Below are 17742 nucleotides of genomic sequence, written 5' to 3'. Positions count from 1 at the left end.
AAAATATGTGATATAGTATTAATCGGTCAAAAGACCAAATACACACAGCAAAGTATGGGAGTAACCGGTGCCTGAAGCAGGTGGTTATTCAGCACGATGCTGGAGGTATAAACCAATTAGGAGGAAACAAATCATGGCAGTAATTACTATGAAACAATTGCTTGAAGCAGGTGTACATTTCGGACACCAGACACGCCGCTGGAACCCTAAGATGAGCAGATACATCTTCACGGAACGTAACGGCATCTACATTATCGACTTACAAAAAACAGTTAAGAAAGTTGCAGAGGCTTACGACTTCGTTAAGTCAATCTCTGAAGAAGGCGGACAAGTTCTGTTCGTTGGTACTAAAAAACAAGCACAGGATGCTATAAAAGAAGAAGCTGAACGTGCAGGGCAGCTTTACGTTAACCAGCGCTGGTTAGGCGGTATCCTTACTAACTACCAAACAATCAGCAAACGTATTAAGAGAATTTCTGAAATTGAAAAAATGGAAGCTGACGGTATCTTCGAAGTACTTCCTAAAAAAGAAGTTGTTGAACTGCGTAAAGAATATGCACGTTTAAACAAATTCTTAGGCGGTATCCGCAACATGAAGAAAATGCCTAGTGCTATTTTCATCGTTGACCCTCGTAAAGAGCGCAACGCAATTGCAGAAGCTAAAAAACTTGGAATCCCTATCGTCGCAATGGTCGACACTAACTGTGATCCGGACGAAGTTGACTACGTTATCCCTGCTAACGACGACGCAATCCGTGCCGTTAGACTGATGACAAGCAAAATGGCAGACGCTGTTTTAGAAGGTCAGCGCGGAATTTCTGATGAAGAAGTTGCAGCAGAACAAAATATCGACTTAAAAGAAGATGAAAAAGAAGAAGCTTCAGCTGAGACTAAAGAAGAAAACGCACAATAATTAATTGAAATCTTGGTGATAAGCGTAATACTTATCACCTTTTTTAAAACAATTATATGGAGGACTGAACAATGGCTATTTCAGCAAAATTAGTTAAAGAATTACGTGAAAAAACAGGCGCTGGCATGATGGATTGTAAAAAAGCGCTAATCGAAACTGATGGAGATCTCGACAAAGCAGTCGACTACCTCCGTGAAAACGGTATTGCGAAAGCAGCTAAAAAAGCTGACCGCATTGCTGCAGAAGGTGCTGTTTACATTACTTCTGAAGGCAATGAAGCAGTAATCGTTGAAATTAACTCTGAAACAGACTTTGTTGCACGTAACGAAGCGTTCCAGACACTTGTTAAAAACATCGCATCTCACATCCTTGCAACTAAACCTGCAGATGTTGAAACTCTATATAACTCAGAAATTGATGGTGAAAGTGTTACTTCAGTAATGAATAACGCTGTAGCAACAATTGGTGAGAAATTAAGCATCAGACGTTTCACTGTAGAAACTAAAACAGATAACGACGCATTCGGCCAGTACATGCACATGGGCGGACGCATCGGTGTGTTAACTGTTGTTGAAGGTACAACTGATGAAGAAATTGCTAAAGACGTTGCTATGCACGCTGCAGCACTTAACCCTAAATATGTATCTCGTGAAGATGTTGATCAGTCTGAACTTGATCACGAACGTGAAGTATTGCGTCAGCAAGCTTTAAACGAAGGTAAACCTGAAAAAATCGTCGACAAGATGGTTGAAGGAAGAGTTCGTAAGTTCTTAGAAGAAATCTGCATCGTTGATCAGCCGTTTGTTAAAGACTCTGATCAGACTGTACAGCAATATCTAAATACTAAAAATGCATCACTGCGTTCTTTCGTACGTTACGAACTTGGTGAAGGTATGGAAAAACGCGAAGAGAACTTCGCTGATGAAGTATTAGGACAAGTTAAAAAATAAATTTATTTAAAAGACACTTCGGTGTCTTTTTTTCTAAGTAATAAATTCAATGAAAAGGATTGAAAAACATGGCTGAAACTTCTAAATTTAATCGTATCGTACTAAAGCTCAGCGGAGAAGCGCTTGCTGGTGACGATGGTTTTGGGATCAACCCGGTAGTCATTAAAAACATTGCGTCACAAGTGTCTGAAGCACAGAAAATGGGCGTAGAAATGGCAATTATCGTCGGCGGCGGAAATATTTGGCGCGGAAAAGTAGGCAGTGATCTCGGTATGGACAGAGGGACTGCTGATTATATGGGCATGCTTGCAACAGTTATGAATTCTTTAGCTTTGCAGGACAGTTTAGAGCAGCTCGGTCATGAAACCAGAGTGCTGACTTCAATTGAAATGAAGCAAGTTGCTGAACCTTATATTAGAAGACGTGCGATTCGTCACCTTGAAAAAGGCCGCATAGTTATATTTGCAGCAGGTATCGGCAATCCGTACTTCTCAACTGACACGACAGCAGCACTTCGTGCAGCAGAAATCGAAGCAGATGTTATCCTGATGGGTAAAAATAACGTCGACGGCGTTTATTCTGCAGATCCGAAACACGATTCCTCAGCTGTTAAATTCGAAAATCTGACTTACATTGAAATGTTACAGGAAAATCTTCAGGTGATGGATGCGACTGCATCATCATTCTGTATGGACAACGACATCCCGCTTGTGGTATTTTCAATTACAGAAGAAGGTAATATTAAACGTGCTGTTTCCGGTGAAACGATCGGCACTAAAATTACGAAGCAATAGGAGAAGATATTAAAATGAGTGAATCCGTTCTGAAAACATCTGAAGATAAGATGTCAAAAACAATTGACAGTCTGCAGCGTGAACTTGCATCTATCCGTACAGGTGCTGCAAATTCAAGCATGCTTGACCGTGTAAATGTGGATTACTACGGTGCACCAACACCGCTTAATCAGCTGGCAAGCATTACTGTTCCTGAAGCGCGTATGATTGTTGTTACACCATACGATAAAAGCTCTGTTGACAGTGTCTTAAAAGCAATCCAAATGGCAGACCTTGGTGTCAACCCTACGAGTGACGGTACTTTAATCCGTATTACTGTACCTCAGCTGACAGAAGAACGCCGTAAAGAGTTTGTTAAAGATGCGCGTAAAGAAGGCGAAAACGCTAAAGTTGCCATCCGTAACGTGCGCCGCGATTCCAACGATGAACTGAAAGCGTCTGAAAAAGACGGCAATATTTCAGAAGATGAGCTGAGAAGTCTGACTGATGACGTTCAGAAATTGACTGATAAGTACATTGCAGAAATCGATAAAATTTGCGACGCAAAAGAACAAGATATTCTTGCAGTATAATTACTCAAACAGGTAAGGGGACTTACCTGTTTTTTTATTATATAACTATGTTAAAATAAAATAATTGAAGAAGTATATAAAAATTAACTACAGATACATATTTGGCACGGAGGATTGTCATGTTTAAAGCCACTAAAGATAAATCCCTGATTGAGAGACCAGTACCTGAACATATTGCAATGATTATGGATGGTAACGGCAGATATGCAAAGTTGCGCAATTTACCGCGCATAAAAGGTCATTATGAAGGAATGCAGAATGTTAAGCGCATCGTCAGACATGCTGCGGATATTAATCTCAAATATTTAACGCTCTATGCGTTTTCAACAGAAAATTGGGCACGGCCAAAAAGCGAGGTTAACTACCTGCTTAAATTGCCGACCGATTTTTTAAGTACATTTTTGCCTGAATTAATTGAGAAAAATGTAAAAGTAAAAACGATTGGTGATTTCGAAGCCTTGCCAAAACATACGCGTAAAGCTGTCAGCACAGCAATTGATAAAACTGCTGAAAATACGGGGCTCACTCTTGTTTTCGCTTTAAATTACGGCGGCCGAGATGAATTAATCGGCGCAGTAAAAGATATTGCAGCTGATATATCTGCAGGCAGACTGCAGGCCGATAATATTGACAGCAAAACGATCGATGATTATCTGATGACTAAAAATATGCCGGATCCTGAAATGATCATTAGAACTTCAGGTGAATACCGGCTGAGTAATTTCTTATTATGGCAGGCATCATACAGCGAACTGTTCTTTTCAAATACGCTGTGGCCGGAATTTTCCACCGATGAACTGGATGATTTAATTCTTCAGTATCAAAAGCGGGAACGGCGTTTTGGAGGCTTAAATGAGGAGGATGCTATAGATGAAGACTAGAACAATAACTGCAGTAATTGCACTGCTGTTATTTTTGCCGATTGTCATTATGGGTTCCTGGCCGCTTTTAGTATTAGTCTACCTCATGGCGATTACGGGTTTGTATGAAATACTAAAGATGAACAGGATTCATATATTTTCTTTGCCGGGCATTTTATCGTTAATCGCCTTGTGTATGGTATTAATTCCGCAGGAGTCCTATTCTCCGAACATTGCTGAATACCAGCTGGAAATAATCGTTGGACTGGCATTAATAATGCTGTCGACGACTGTGGTATCTAAAAACAGATTTACATTCGTTGATATGGGCTTTTGCGTCCTTGCAGTCGCATACATCGGTATCGGCTTCATGTATTTCTTTGAGACACGGGAAGCTGGTTTAATTTATATTTTATATGCACTCCTGATCGTCTGGCTGACTGATTCAGGTGCTTATATATTAGGCAAGGCTTTCGGCAGACGTAAATTGTGGCCGCAGATCAGCCCGAATAAGACAATCGAAGGCTCGGTCGGCGGTACGCTGGTTTCAGCCATTATACCGATAGTCTTTGTGTCCTTCGGCGTAATGGAAGGTTCACTCTGGCTGTTAATTCCATTTACTATTGTCCTCAGCATATTTGGGCAGATGGGCGACCTTGTTGAGTCTGCTTTAAAACGTCACTTTGACGTTAAAGATTCAGGTACATTTTTACCGGGACACGGCGGTATTTTAGACCGCTTTGACAGTTTCATCTTCGTGCTTCCTCTGATGAACATCTTACCGATTATTTCATAATAACAGGTGAATTCTATGATAAAAACAATCTCAATACTCGGAGTGACCGGCTCGATCGGCAGCCAGGCACTCGATGTCATTAAAAATAATCCGGAGCACTTTAAGCTCGGTGCAGTGTCTGCCGGAAGAAATATTAAGCAGCTGCAGGAAGTGTTAAGGGATTTTAATCCGCCGCTCGTTTCGGTGCAGGATGAAAATGATGCTGCAGCGCTGCAAAAAGACTATCCTCATATTGAATTTACATATGGGGAACAGGGCCTCAATCAAGTTGCAGTTTATAATTCAGACCTTTTATTAACAGCAATTTTAGGCAGTGTCGGACTCCGTCCGACGCTTATGGCTATAGAAGCGGGCATCGATATTGCGCTCGCTAACAAGGAAACTTTAGTCGCTGCCGGCGATATCGTAATGAATGCAGCACGCGAAAATAATGTAAATATTATTCCTGTAGACTCAGAACATTCAGCACTTTTCCAATGTTTAAAAGGGGAAAATGAAAAAGAAATCAGTCAAATTATCATTACAGCCAGCGGCGGATCTTTTAGAGATTTAAATAGAACAGCACTTCATTCAGTGACGCTGAAAGATGCTTTGAATCATCCAAACTGGTCTATGGGCCAAAAGATTACTATCGATTCTGCCACTATGATGAACAAGGGTTTTGAAGTCATAGAAGCAAAACATTTATTCGATGTAGAAGTTTCACAAATTACTACTCTGCTGCACAAAGAAAGCATCGTTCACTCTATGGTGGAGTTTATCGATAATAGTATTATGGCGCAGCTTGGCAACTCGGATATGAGAACGGCGATCCAGTATGCATTTACCCATCCAAAGAGAATTCATAAAAATAATCCATTATCTATGAATGAATTAACACAGCTGAATTTCAAACCAATGGATTTTGACCGCTTTAAAATGTTAAAATTCGCTTATGATGCGCTGGAAGCAGGAGGTACTCTGCCGACTGTGATGAATGCGGCTAACGAATTTGCAGTGGCTGAATTTTTACAGGGCAGAATTAAGTTTTTGGAAATTGAAGAAATTGTTGAAGAACGTATGCTGCAACACAATAATATTCAAAATCCTGATTTAGAAACGATCCTCGAACTTGACGCGCGCTACAAATCGAATATGAGGTGAAATAAGTGGCAGGTATTTTAGCATTTATAGTTGTTTTCGGTCTCTTGGTTACCGTGCACGAATTCGGTCATATGTTCTTCGCAAAGCGCGCAGGTATTATGTGTCCCGAATTTGCGATCGGTATGGGACCGAAAATCTTTTCATATAAATACAACGATACACAGTACACCGTACGGCTTTTGCCGATCGGCGGTTACGTCAGAATGGCTTCAAAAGATATGGAAGTCAACCCGCTGAATGCAGGAATGCGTATCAATATTAAATTAAACAGTAATGATGAAATTACACACATACTGCTGGATGATAAACACAACTTCCAGCAAGTTGAAGAAATCGAAGTCACAGACAGTGATATTTCAGAAAAAATGTATGTCACGGGTCTTAAACTGAATGATAATACAGAACGGACGTATTATTTCAGCGACGAGTGCTATTTCGTTGAAAACTCTGAGCTTGAAAGAATTGCCCCCGTATCTGAAAGATTTGAAACGAAAAGCGTCTGGGCGCGTTTCTTAACACTGTTTGCCGGTCCTTTGTTCAATTTCCTGCTGGCTTTTGTCTTGTTTACAATACTTTTCTTTATACAGGGGAAACCAGTAGATGAACCGATTGTCGGTACAGTCGTTGAAGATACTCCTGCAGCTGAGATTAACTTAGAGTCAGGTGACCGCATCGAGTCTATAGACGGCAATGAAGTCGACAGCTGGGCACATATGACTCAGCTGATCCAGGAAGGCGAAGGGAACCCTCAGGAACTCGTTATCGCTTCGGGAGACGATACGCGGACTGAAACTTTGGAGCCGGTCGTTGAATCGACGGAATTGCCTGACGGCACGGTACAGGAAAGACTGATTATCGGTGTCGGCAGAGATTTCGAAAGCGGCATTATCGCTCCAATTTGGTGGGGCATACAGGAAACTGTATCCAGCATGTCATTAATCTTTGAACTCGTCGTCAATATGATCGGTACAATTTTTGCCGGCACTTTCAGTTTTGATATGCTGAACGGCCCGGTCGGTATTTATAAAGTGACAGAGTCAGTTGCGTCTCAGGGTATTTTAGTACTGATGAATTTTACTGCACTGCTCAGCGTAAACTTAGGTATAATGAACTTGCTGCCGATTCCGGCATTGGACGGCGGACGGATACTGTTCGTCTTGTACGAAGGTATTTTCAGACGTCCTTTAAACAGAAAAGTCGAACTGAATATCCAGCTAATCGGCGTACTGTTTGTTCTGGTTATTATGGTGCTTGTCACCTGGAATGATATAAAAACATTTTTCTTATAGGAGTGAAATAATATGAGGCAATCACAAATGTTTATCCCGACACTTAGGGAAACACCAACAGAAGCCGAAAGTTTAAGTCATCGCCTGATGTTGAAATCAGGCATGATTAAACAGCTCGCACGCGGTATATACGCATATTTGCCAATTACACAGCTGGTGCTGAATAATATTCAGGATATAGTACGCGAGGAAATGATGAACATCGGCGGTGCAGAAGTACATCTGCCGGTGCTGCATCCGCGTGAATTATGGGAAGAATCAGGCAGATGGGACGCATACGGTAAAGAACTGATGAGAGTCAGCGACCGTCACGACAGAGAATTCGCTCTTGGACCAACACATGAAGAAGTCATCACCGCTCTCGTGCGCGATGAATTAAAAAGTTATAAAAAACTTCCTTTAACATTGTTCCAGATTCAAACAAAATTCCGCGATGAATTGAGACCGAGATTCGGCCTATTGCGCGGACGCGAGTTTATTATGAAAGATGCATACTCCTTCCATATCGATGAAGAATCGCTCGATCAGACATACCGGGATATGTACGATGCCTACAGCCGCATCTTTACACGACTGGATTTAAACTTCCGGGCAGTCGAAGCTGACGGCGGTTCTATCGGCGGCAGCCATACACATGAATTTATGGCGCTGGCAGATATCGGTGAAGATACGATTGTTTATACAGATGAGAGCAGCTATGCTGCCAATATTGAAAAAGCAGAATGTTCAGCACCTGCTGAAAGCAGCAGTGAGGCCATGCTTGAAACAGAAAAAATTGCAACGCCGGATATTCAAACAGTTAAAGAACTGGCGGATTTCTTAAAGACAGATTTAACTTTGACGACGAAAACTATGGTCGTTAAAACAGATGACGGTTTAAAAATGATCGTCATCCGCGGTGATCAGGAATTAAATGATGTGAAAGTGAAAGCCTACTTTAATTCTGAAATTATAGAAATGGCAGAAGACGCGGAAATTACAGCTGAACTGAATGCATCACCAGGTTCATTAGGCCCTGTAAATTCTTCAATTCCTGTATATTTAGATTATCAAGTGGCAGCGATGAGAAATTACCCTGTCGGTGCTAATGAAACTGGTTATCATCTATTAAATGTTAACCATGACCGTGATTTTGAAGCTTCAGGTATTTCTGACTTCAGATTTATTAACGAAGGTGAAATCGTTGCTGACGGCTCAGGTCCTGCTAAATTTATGCGGGGGATAGAAGTCGGTCAGGTGTTTAAACTTGGTACGAAGTACTCGGAGTCCATGAACTTTAATGTGCTGGATCAGAACGGCCGTGCCAAACCTGTATTGATGGGCTGTTACGGTATTGGAATTTCAAGGGTACTTTCTGCAATTGTCGAAGGTCATCATGACGATAAAGGAATCTACTGGCCTAAATCAGTCACACCTTTTGATATTCATGTCATTACAGCGAATACCAAAGACGAAACAATTACGAATACTGCTGATGAAATTTACGATATTTTATCGAAAAATCACAAAGTATTGTACGATGACAGAAATGAACGTGCAGGCGTTAAATTTGCCGACTCAGAACTGATCGGACTGCCTGTAAGAATCGTCGTCGGCCGCGGTGCGAAAGACGGAATCGTTGAAGTAAAAGGCCGTCAGGACGAAGAATCGGCAGAAGTAAACATTACAGAACTAACATCATATCTGGCAGACAATGACTACGCGTAAATCTTAGATTTACGCGTTTTTCTAAGCAGACCGCTTAGATTTGGATATGGAATTTTTAAACGGGAGTGTTTTCTAATTGGAAAGCCAAGATAAATTAAAAGTTTTACTTGAACAGGCAAACATTACTCAGAATAACTATTTAGAAAATGCCGAACTGTCACGCGTTGTTGTCGATGATGATGCGCGTATTTGGCAGTTTCATTTAAAAACAGACCGCATTATACCGAGTGCGCTCTACCAATTGATGAGTACCAGTATAAAAGAAGCATTTAAAGATATCGCAAAAACTGAGCTGATTATGGCAGCGGGTGAATATGATGAACAGCTGGTTACCGATTACTTTCCGCTCGCTGTCAACAGTTTAACGATTAACGATAATATAAAACATCAGCTGGAAAGAACGTATAAATCACTCAAAGATGGTGTGCTTTATATCGCGGTTAAAAATGCCATTGAACAGTCTCATTTTAATAAACATATAAACGGCAATCTGTTAAACGCTTATAAATATTTCGGTATTCATTTAAACGGCCTTGAAGTGACAATTGATGATGACTTGCAGTCATCCCGCTCAGAAGCACTCGAAACACGGATTAATGACGAAAGAGAAGCGCTGATTACACAGTTTATCTCAGATCGGGAAAAGCAGGAAGAACAGATGGAACGCCAGGGCAATGTGCCTAAACAAATCGGCAAACCTCAAACCTTTGACGGTGTGCGACCGCTGGAAAATATTTTTGATGAAGAATACAGCGTGAAAATTGAAGGACACATATTTTCTAAAGAAGTCCGCGATCTTAAAAGCGGCCGTAAAATACTGCAGCTGAAATTGACCGATTATACGGATTCAATTATGGCGAAAATGTTTTCCCGCCACGGTAAAAACGACGATGAAGTTTTCGACGTGCTGGAAGCGGGAGACTGGGTCATCATCGAAGGCCGAGTGGAATACGATGAATTCACTAAAGATATGGTTTTAAATATCCGCAACTTAACGGCGATTAATAAAAAACCAAAACAGGATAGAGCAGATAAGAAACGCGTTGAGCTGCATTTGCATTCAACGATGAGCCAGATGGACGGCATGACGAGTATTACTGAATATATTAAACGTGCCAAACAGTACGGTCACTCTGCACTTGCAATTACCGATCATAATAATGTTCAGGCTTTCCCTGATGCTTTTAATGCAGTGGCTGGCGACGAAGATTTTAAAATGATTTTCGGTATGGAAGGTATGCTGGTCGATGACGGGGCACCGATTGCCTATCGGCCTCAGGATTATTCGCTGGATACGCATGAGTTTGTCGTGTTCGACGTTGAGACGACAGGTTTGTCGTCAAAATACGATTCGATTATTGAACTCGCCGGCGTAAAAGTGAGAAATGGTGAAGTCATCGATAAGTTTGAACGATTCAGCAACCCGGGTGAGAAATTGTCAGAACTGATAAAAGAAATTACGGGGATTACCGATGATATGCTCGTCGACGCGCCGGACATCAGCAGTGTCATTACCGACTTTAAAGAATGGGTGGGTGATGCGATTTTTGTTGCCCATAATGCGAGTTTTGATATGGGCTTTATCGATGAAGCTTATGAAAAAGAAGGGTTTGGCAAATCAACAAATGGTGTCATCGATACGCTGGAATTATCCCGCACGATAAACACGAAAATGAAAAAACACGGCTTAAATATTTTGGCCAAGCAATATAACGTCGAATTAACTCAGCATCACAGAGCGATATACGATGCTGAGGCAACGGCTTATATTTTTATTAAAATGATGGCGCAGATTAAACGCGACTACGGGATTGTCAACCATAAGGATATTAATTCGAGTCTGTCCAACAGCGATTCTTATAAACGCGCCATGCCGACGCACGTTTCAATTCTTGTTCAGAACAATACGGGACTTAAAAATCTGTTTAAAATTGTCAGCTTATCCTTAACTGAACACTTTTATAAGACACCGAGAATTAAACGCCAGGTTCTTGAGGCACACAGAGAAGGGCTCTTGATCGGCAGTGCCTGCGATAACGGTGAGGTCTTTACGGCGATGATGCAAAAATCATACGAGGAAGCGAGAGATAAAGCGCACTTCTACGATTATCTTGAAGTTTTCCCTAAACCGCTGTATCAGCGTCTTTTAGACAGGGAAGTGGTACGCGACGAAAAAACGCTGGAAGAAATTATTGAAAATATAATTAAACTCGGTAAAGAACTTGATAAAACAGTAGTTGCGACAGGTAATGTGCATTATCTGGAAGAATCGGATAAATTATCCCGGGATATTTTAGTTAAATCAAATCCGGGTAATCCATTGTCACGCGGCAATTTGCCTGAAGCGCATTTTCGTTCAACAGAAGAAATGCTGGAATTATTCGACTTTCTGGATGAAAAAACGGCATTTGAAATCGTCGTAGAAAACACCCAGAAGATCGCGAATATGATCGACCGCGTTGAAGTCATTAAAAAAGATCTGTTCCCGCCGAAAATTGACGGTGCAGAAGAAGAAATCAGACAGATGAGCTACGATAACGCTAAAGCTTTATACGGTGAAGACGTGCCGCAAATCGTCGTAGACCGTCTGGAGAAAGAATTGGAAAGTATTATCGGCAACGGTTTTGCCGTAATATACTTAATTTCTCATAAGCTCGTTAAACGCTCCCTCGACGATGGTTACCTAGTTGGTTCCAGGGGGTCTGTCGGCTCCAGTCTGGTAGCGACGATGACAGAGATTACCGAGGTCAATCCGCTGCCGCCGCATTACGTCTGTCCGGAATGTAAAGAATCAGAGTTCTTTACCGACGGCTCAGTATCGAGCGGCTATGACCTGCCGGATAAAAAATGCAGCAGCTGCAATGTCGAGCTGATTAAAGAAGGACAGGATATTCCGTTTGAAACGTTTTTAGGCTTTAAAGGGGATAAAGTCCCGGATATCGACTTAAACTTCAGTGGTGTTTATCAGCCGAAAGCTCATAATTATACGAAAGACTTGTTCGGTGAAGATTACGTCTACCGTGCAGGAACAATCGGCACAGTCGCTGAGAAAACTGCTTTTGGTTACGTTAAAGGATATTTAAACGATAACGGCCTGCACAAACGCGGCGCTGAAGTGGACCGTCTTGTGTTAGGATGCAGCGGAGTTAAACGTACGACTGGTCAGCACCCGGGTGGGATTATCGTCGTTCCGGACAATATGGATATTTACGATTTTACACCGATACAATACCCTGCAGATGATGTCGAAGCTGAATGGAAGACAACGCACTTTGATTTCCACTCTATCGATAACAACCTGCTGAAACTGGATATACTGGGGCACGATGATCCGACGATGATCCGCATGCTGCAGGATCTGTCAGGCATCGATCCGACGACAGTGCCGACTGATGATGATGAAACGATGAAACTTTTCAGCGGACCAGAGTCTTTAGGAGTCAGCCAGGATCAGATTTTATGTAAAACAGGGACGCTCGGTATTCCTGAATTCGGCACAGGCTTCGTCCGCCAGATGCTGGAGGACACGAAACCGTCGACGTTCAGCGAACTTGTCCAAATATCAGGTCTGTCTCACGGAACGGATGTCTGGCTCGGCAATGCCCAGGATTTAATCCGCAAAGGGACGTGTGACTTATCGAATGTTATCGGCTGCCGCGATGATATTATGGTGACTTTGATGTACAAAGGCCTTGAACCGAGTCTCGCTTTCAACATAATGGAGAAAGTGCGTAAAGGTAAGGGACTGACTGAAGAGCACGAACAGGCGATGAAAGATAACGGTGTTGAAAAATGGTATATCGATTCATGTAAAAAAATTAAATACATGTTCCCGAAAGCCCACGCTGCAGCTTACGTATTAAACTCAGTGCGTATTGCCTACTTCAAAGTACACCATCCATTGTTTTACTATGCGAGTTATTTTACAGTCCGAGCGACTGACTTTGATTTATTGACGATGGTAAAAGATAAATCAACTATCCGTCACCGGGTTAAAGAACTGAACCAGAATTTCCAGGAGCTGTCGAAAAAAGAAAAAGACACGCTTGTCGTACTGGAACTCGTGAATGAAATGGCACAGCGCGGCTTTAAAATGCAGCCGGTCAGCGTCGACAAATCAGATGCTTTTGATTTTATAATTGAAGGCGATACGCTGATTCCGCCGTTTATCGCTGTACCGGGTCTCGGGGCATCCGTTGCGAAACGGATCGTTGAAGCGAGAGATGACGAAGGCTTTATCTCTAAAGAGGATTTAAATAAAAAAGCCGGCGTATCACAAAAACTGATCGACTACTTAACAGAGCTCGGCAGTCTTGATCATCTGCCGGACAAAGCTCAGCTGTCGATATTTGACATCTAGCATTGTTGCGCGGTTTATATGCCTATGGTATAATATTAGTGATTAAAAATACTCAGTCTGCAGGAGAAGAACGGGTTTCCCCCGTTCTTCTCTTAGTTTTGAAAGGGGGACTTTGACGTGAACACAACAGAACAAAAAATATTTACTCATGTCGAGCCAATTGCAAAAGACAACGATTTAAAGCTGGTTGAAGTCGGCTATGTTAAAGAAGGACCAGATTTTTTCCTGCGTATTTATCTGGATAAAAAAGGCGGTATTTCACTCGACGATTGTGCAGCGTTCTCTGAAGTAATCAGCGCTAAGCTCGATGAATGGGATCTCGTTCAAGGCGCTTACTATTTAGATGTGTCATCTCCTGGAGCAGAGCGTCCGATTAAAGACGAAGAAGATTTAGAACTCACACTGAACAAAGGTATTTACGTTAAAACGTATCAGCAGATTGACGGTGAAAAAGAGTGGACAGGTGTTTTAACTGCTTACGATGAAAACTCCGTGACAATCGACTACAAAGTGAAAACCCGTAAAAAAACAATTACAGTGGATCGGGATAAAATCGCAACAATAAGAAAAGCTGTCTTATTATAGAATGGAGGAAAATTGAGTGAATCAAGAACTGATTAATGCAGTTGAATTTATTCATAAAGAGAAAAATATTCCAATGGAAGTGCTGACTGATGCAATTGAAGCGGCACTGATAACTGCATACAAGAAAAACTACAGTGATCATAAAAACGTCACTATCGATTTAAATATGGAAACCGGTGCTTACCGTGTAATCTCAAGAAAAGACGTCGTTGCAGAAGTTGAAGATCCGACTGCTGAGATTGATCTTTTAACTGCACAGGAATACAACCCTGCATATGAAATCGGAGATCCGTATGATGAAGATGTCACTCCGAATGACTTTAACCGCGTCGGTGCTCAGGCAGCCAAACAAGCAGTAATGCAGCGCATTAGAGATGCAGAACGCGGTATTTTATACGATGAGTTTATTAGTAAAGAAGACGAAGTGCTGACAGGCCTGATCGACCGTGTTGACCACCGTTTTGTTTATATTCAGCTCGGTAAAACTGATGCAGTACTAGCAGAGTCAGAACGCATGCCGACAGAATCGTATATTCCAAATGAACGAATTAAAGTATATGTCAACAAGGTTGAACAGACGACTAAAGGACCTCAGATTTTCGTTTCAAGAACACATCCAAATCTTTTAAAACGTCTTTTTGAAGAAGAAGTGCCTGAGATTTTTGATGGTACTGTAGAAATTATGAGTGTCGCTCGTGAAGCGGGCGAGCGTTCTAAAATCAGCGTTCATGCAGAAAATCCAGACGTCGATGCTGTCGGTTCATGTGTCGGTGCGAGAGGTGCGCGTGTCGAAGCAATCGTTGACGAATTAAATGGCGAAAAAATCGATATCGTTCTGTGGGATGAAGATCCTAAAGTCTTCGTGAAAAATGCACTCAGCCCGTCGCAGGTCGTAAGTGTTAAAGTGGATGAGGAAAACAAATCGACAGTCGTCGTCGTACCTGACCACCAGCTGTCTTTAGCAATTGGTAAAAAAGGACAAAACGCACGTCTCGCTGCAAAACTTACTGGCTGGAAAATCGATATTAAGAGCGAATCCGATGCTGAAGAAGCTGGCATCGTAAACGACTAGAGGTGATTGACATGGCACGGAAAATTCCGATGCGAAAATGCATCCTGACGAATGAAATGCATCCAAAAGCAGATTTAATCCGCGTCGTTGTAACGAAAGAGGGCGAAGTTGCAGCTGACGCAACAGGCAAGAAAAACGGCCGCGGCAGCTACGTCGTTAAAGACCTCGACAAAGTCAATAATGCACGTGCTAAAAAAGTGCTTGAAAAAGTTCTCGGTAAAAGTACCGAAACACTTGACCCGGTCTACGATGAGATTATCCGCCTCATTTACAGAGAGGATATTCCAAAACGATGAATGATAAAATATTAAATTACATCGGACTTGCAACTGGCGCAGGGAAAACAATTACCGGTGAAGAAAAGGCTCTTGAAGCTATTAAGACCGGTAAAACAAAACTTGTGTTATTGGCAGCAAATGCGGGTAAAAGTACCAGTAAGAGAATAAAAGATAAATGTACAACATATGATGTCACGCTAGTTGACAAGTACACAAACGAAGAGCTGTCTCAGGCGACCGGATCATATAACCGGGTCGTCCTGGCAATTGCCGATAAGGGATTCGCCAGAAAGATAAAAGAGCTCCTATAGAAGGGATTGGTTCAATGAGTAAAATTAGAATTCATGAATACGCCAAAGAAATCGGCTTAACAAGCAAGGAAATTATCGACTTTTTAGAGTCGAAAAAAGTAGAGGTTAAAAGCCATATGTCTTCAATAGAGGACGATGTGCTTAAAATGCTGGATGCGGAATTCAAAAAAAATTCCAAAAAACAGGACAGCAAACCTGCAGCTAAAAAACCTGCAAATCAGCCGAACAACAATAAACAGAACCAGGAAAACAAAAACAATAAGCAAAATAATAAACAAAACCAAAAAAACAAGCAAAATAGTAAAAATCAAAAACCTGCTGCAGCTAAAAAACCTGAAACAAAACAGGAAGAGCCTAAAGAAAAACACTTCACTTATGAAGAAGGCATTACTGTCGGAGAACTTGCAGATAAAATCGGCGTAGATTCTTCTGCAATCGTAAAAGACCTATTCATGCTTGGTATCGTTACGAATATCAATCAGTCACTCGACCAGGATTCAGTCGAAGTTGTCGCAGAAAACTACGGCTTTACTTCTGAACTTGAAGTGCACACTGATGAGTCGGATCTGACTAACTTCTTTGATCTGGAAGAAGAAACACTCGACGAAGTACGTCCAAGTGTCGTAACGATTATGGGCCACGTTGACCACGGTAAAACAACGTTGTTAGACTCTATTAGAAATACTAAAGTGACTGCGGGCGAAGCCGGCGGAATTACTCAGCATGTCGGTGCTTACCAGATCGAACATGAAGGCAATAAAATCACTTTCCTTGATACACCGGGACACGCAGCATTCACAACAATGCGCGCACGCGGTGCTCAAGTTACTGATATTACAATTCTAGTTGTTGCAGCAGATGACGGTGTGATGCCGCAAACAATCGAAGCGATTAACCACGCTAAAGCAGCGGAAGTACCAATTATTGTTGCAGTCAACAAAACGGATAAACCGACAGCTAACGCGGACCGTGTAATGACTGAACTTGGTGAACATGGTCTTTACCCTGAAGACTGGGGCGGCGACACAATTTTCGTTCAGCTTTCAGCATTAACAGGCGAAGGAATCGATGATCTGCTTGAAATGATTACGCTGGTCGGTGAAGTTTCAGAACTGAAAACGACGAGCGATATGCCAGCAGTTGGTACAGTCATCGATGCAGAACTCGATAAATCACGCGGACCTGCAGCAAGCCTGCTCGTTCAGCACGGTACATTAAACGTTGGAGATTCTATCGTTGTCGGTTCGACATACGGTAAAGTCCGCGCAATGGTTTCAGATATGGGTCAGCGCATTAAATCTGCAGGCCCGTCGGTACCTGTAGAAATTACAGGAATCAACGATGTGCCTGAAGCGGGCGACCGTTTCGTCGTATTTAAAGACGATAAAAAAGCACGTTCTATCGGTGAAAAACGCCACGAAAACAAAATTATGAGAGACCGCGAAGTCAACCAGAAAGTGTCTCTTGACAACTTGTTTGAACAGATGAAAGAAGGCGAGATGAAAGATCTCAATATCATCATCAAAGGTGATGCTCAAGGTTATGTTGAAGCACTCGCAGCTTCACTGATGAAAATCGATGTCGAAGGCGTTAACGTTCGCATCATCCATACAGGTGTCGGTGCGATCAATGAATCAGACGTCACACTGGCTAACGCTTCAAGCGCGATTATTATCGGCTTCAACGTGCGCCCAGACGTGAATGCTAAACGCGCTGCGGAACAGAATCAAATTGATATGAGACTTCACCGTATTATCTACAAAGTAATCGAAGAAATTGAATTCGCTATGAAGGGTATGCTTGATCCTGAATTCGAAGAACAAGTCATCGGTAATGTAGAAGTGCGTGAAATCTTTAAAGTATCTAAAGTTGGTACGATTGCCGGCGCTTACGTTACAGACGGTAAAATTACACGCGACAGCGGAGTCCGCGTCATTCGTGACAGCATCGTTATTTTCGAAGGTGAACTCGATACGCTGAAACGCTTTAAAGACGACGCTAAAGAAGTAACGACAGGTTATGAGTGCGGACTGACAATTAAAAACTTCAACGATATCAAAGAGGGCGACCAAATAGAGCCATTCGTAATGGTAGAGATTGAGAGGAAATAAT

The 17742-nt window shown here is 42.0% G+C and carries 15 protein-coding genes; all 15 read left to right on the top strand.

What is annotated here, in order from left to right; genetic code table 11:
- Positions 1–133 precede the first annotated feature (133 nt).
- The gene (gene rpsB / locus IEU81_RS03635; protein ID WP_092595383.1) at positions 134–913 is read left to right on the top strand and encodes a 30S ribosomal protein S2; all 780 of its coding nucleotides are present in this window, start codon (positions 134–136) and stop codon (positions 911–913) included.
- A gap of 71 nt (positions 914–984) precedes the next feature.
- Positions 985–1863 carry a translation elongation factor Ts gene (tsf, locus tag IEU81_RS03630; RefSeq protein ID WP_092595385.1) on the top strand — a complete coding sequence of 293 codons (879 nt, stop codon included), beginning with the start codon at positions 985–987 and terminating at the stop codon, positions 1861–1863.
- A gap of 68 nt (positions 1864–1931) precedes the next feature.
- On the top strand, positions 1932–2657 hold the full coding sequence (gene pyrH, locus IEU81_RS03625) for a UMP kinase (protein WP_186090337.1): 726 nt from the start codon (positions 1932–1934) through the stop codon (positions 2655–2657).
- 14 nt (positions 2658–2671) lie between these two features.
- Positions 2672–3229: a ribosome recycling factor gene (gene frr, locus IEU81_RS03620; RefSeq protein WP_092595389.1), complete on the top strand. Its 558-nt coding sequence runs from the start codon at positions 2672–2674 to the stop codon at positions 3227–3229.
- A 119-nt stretch (positions 3230–3348) separates the two neighbouring features.
- Positions 3349–4110, top strand: coding sequence for an undecaprenyl pyrophosphate synthase (uppS, locus tag IEU81_RS03615; RefSeq protein ID WP_092595391.1), 762 nt, complete (start codon positions 3349–3351; stop codon positions 4108–4110).
- Positions 4100–4885, top strand: coding sequence for a phosphatidate cytidylyltransferase (locus IEU81_RS03610; RefSeq protein WP_186090336.1), 786 nt, complete (start codon positions 4100–4102; stop codon positions 4883–4885). The genes uppS and IEU81_RS03610 overlap by 11 nt, the downstream gene beginning before the upstream one ends.
- Positions 4886–4903: 18 nt before the next feature.
- Complete coding sequence (locus IEU81_RS03605; RefSeq protein ID WP_092595551.1) at positions 4904–6028, top strand: 1-deoxy-D-xylulose-5-phosphate reductoisomerase; 1125 nt, start codon at positions 4904–4906, stop codon at positions 6026–6028.
- Positions 6029–6033: 5 nt separating this feature from the next.
- On the top strand, positions 6034–7317 hold the full coding sequence (gene rseP, locus IEU81_RS03600) for an RIP metalloprotease RseP (RefSeq protein ID WP_186090334.1): 1284 nt from the start codon (positions 6034–6036) through the stop codon (positions 7315–7317).
- A gap of 12 nt (positions 7318–7329) precedes the next feature.
- Complete coding sequence (locus tag IEU81_RS03595; protein ID WP_092595397.1) at positions 7330–9024, top strand: proline--tRNA ligase; 1695 nt, start codon at positions 7330–7332, stop codon at positions 9022–9024.
- Positions 9025–9100: 76 nt separating this feature from the next.
- Positions 9101–13384, top strand: coding sequence for a PolC-type DNA polymerase III (locus tag IEU81_RS03590; RefSeq protein WP_186090333.1), 4284 nt, complete (start codon positions 9101–9103; stop codon positions 13382–13384).
- Positions 13385–13501: 117 nt separating this feature from the next.
- Positions 13502–13969, top strand: coding sequence for a ribosome maturation factor RimP (gene rimP, locus IEU81_RS03585; RefSeq protein WP_186090331.1), 468 nt, complete (start codon positions 13502–13504; stop codon positions 13967–13969).
- A gap of 16 nt (positions 13970–13985) precedes the next feature.
- Positions 13986–15041: a transcription termination factor NusA gene (gene nusA, locus IEU81_RS03580; RefSeq protein ID WP_092595404.1), complete on the top strand. Its 1056-nt coding sequence runs from the start codon at positions 13986–13988 to the stop codon at positions 15039–15041.
- 11 nt (positions 15042–15052) lie between these two features.
- Entirely contained in the window at positions 15053–15337 is a 285-nt protein-coding gene (gene rnpM / locus IEU81_RS03575; protein ID WP_092595406.1) for an RNase P modulator RnpM, read from the top strand.
- A complete protein-coding gene (locus IEU81_RS03570; RefSeq protein WP_092595409.1) occupies positions 15334–15630 on the top strand; it encodes a L7Ae/L30e/S12e/Gadd45 family ribosomal protein in 297 nt (98 codons plus the stop codon). Before rnpM ends, IEU81_RS03570 begins: the two co-directional genes overlap by 4 nt.
- Before the next feature lie 14 nt (positions 15631–15644).
- Positions 15645–17741: a translation initiation factor IF-2 gene (gene infB / locus IEU81_RS03565; protein ID WP_188352517.1), complete on the top strand. Its 2097-nt coding sequence runs from the start codon at positions 15645–15647 to the stop codon at positions 17739–17741.
- The last annotated feature ends 1 nt before the right edge of the window (position 17742 follow it).

This window comes from Jeotgalicoccus aerolatus (assembly GCF_014635205.1).
GTDB classification, from domain to species: domain Bacteria; phylum Bacillota; class Bacilli; order Staphylococcales; family Salinicoccaceae; genus Jeotgalicoccus; species Jeotgalicoccus aerolatus.
Note: the sequence above shows the minus strand (reverse complement) of the source record. Positions and strands in the feature narration are given on the sequence as shown.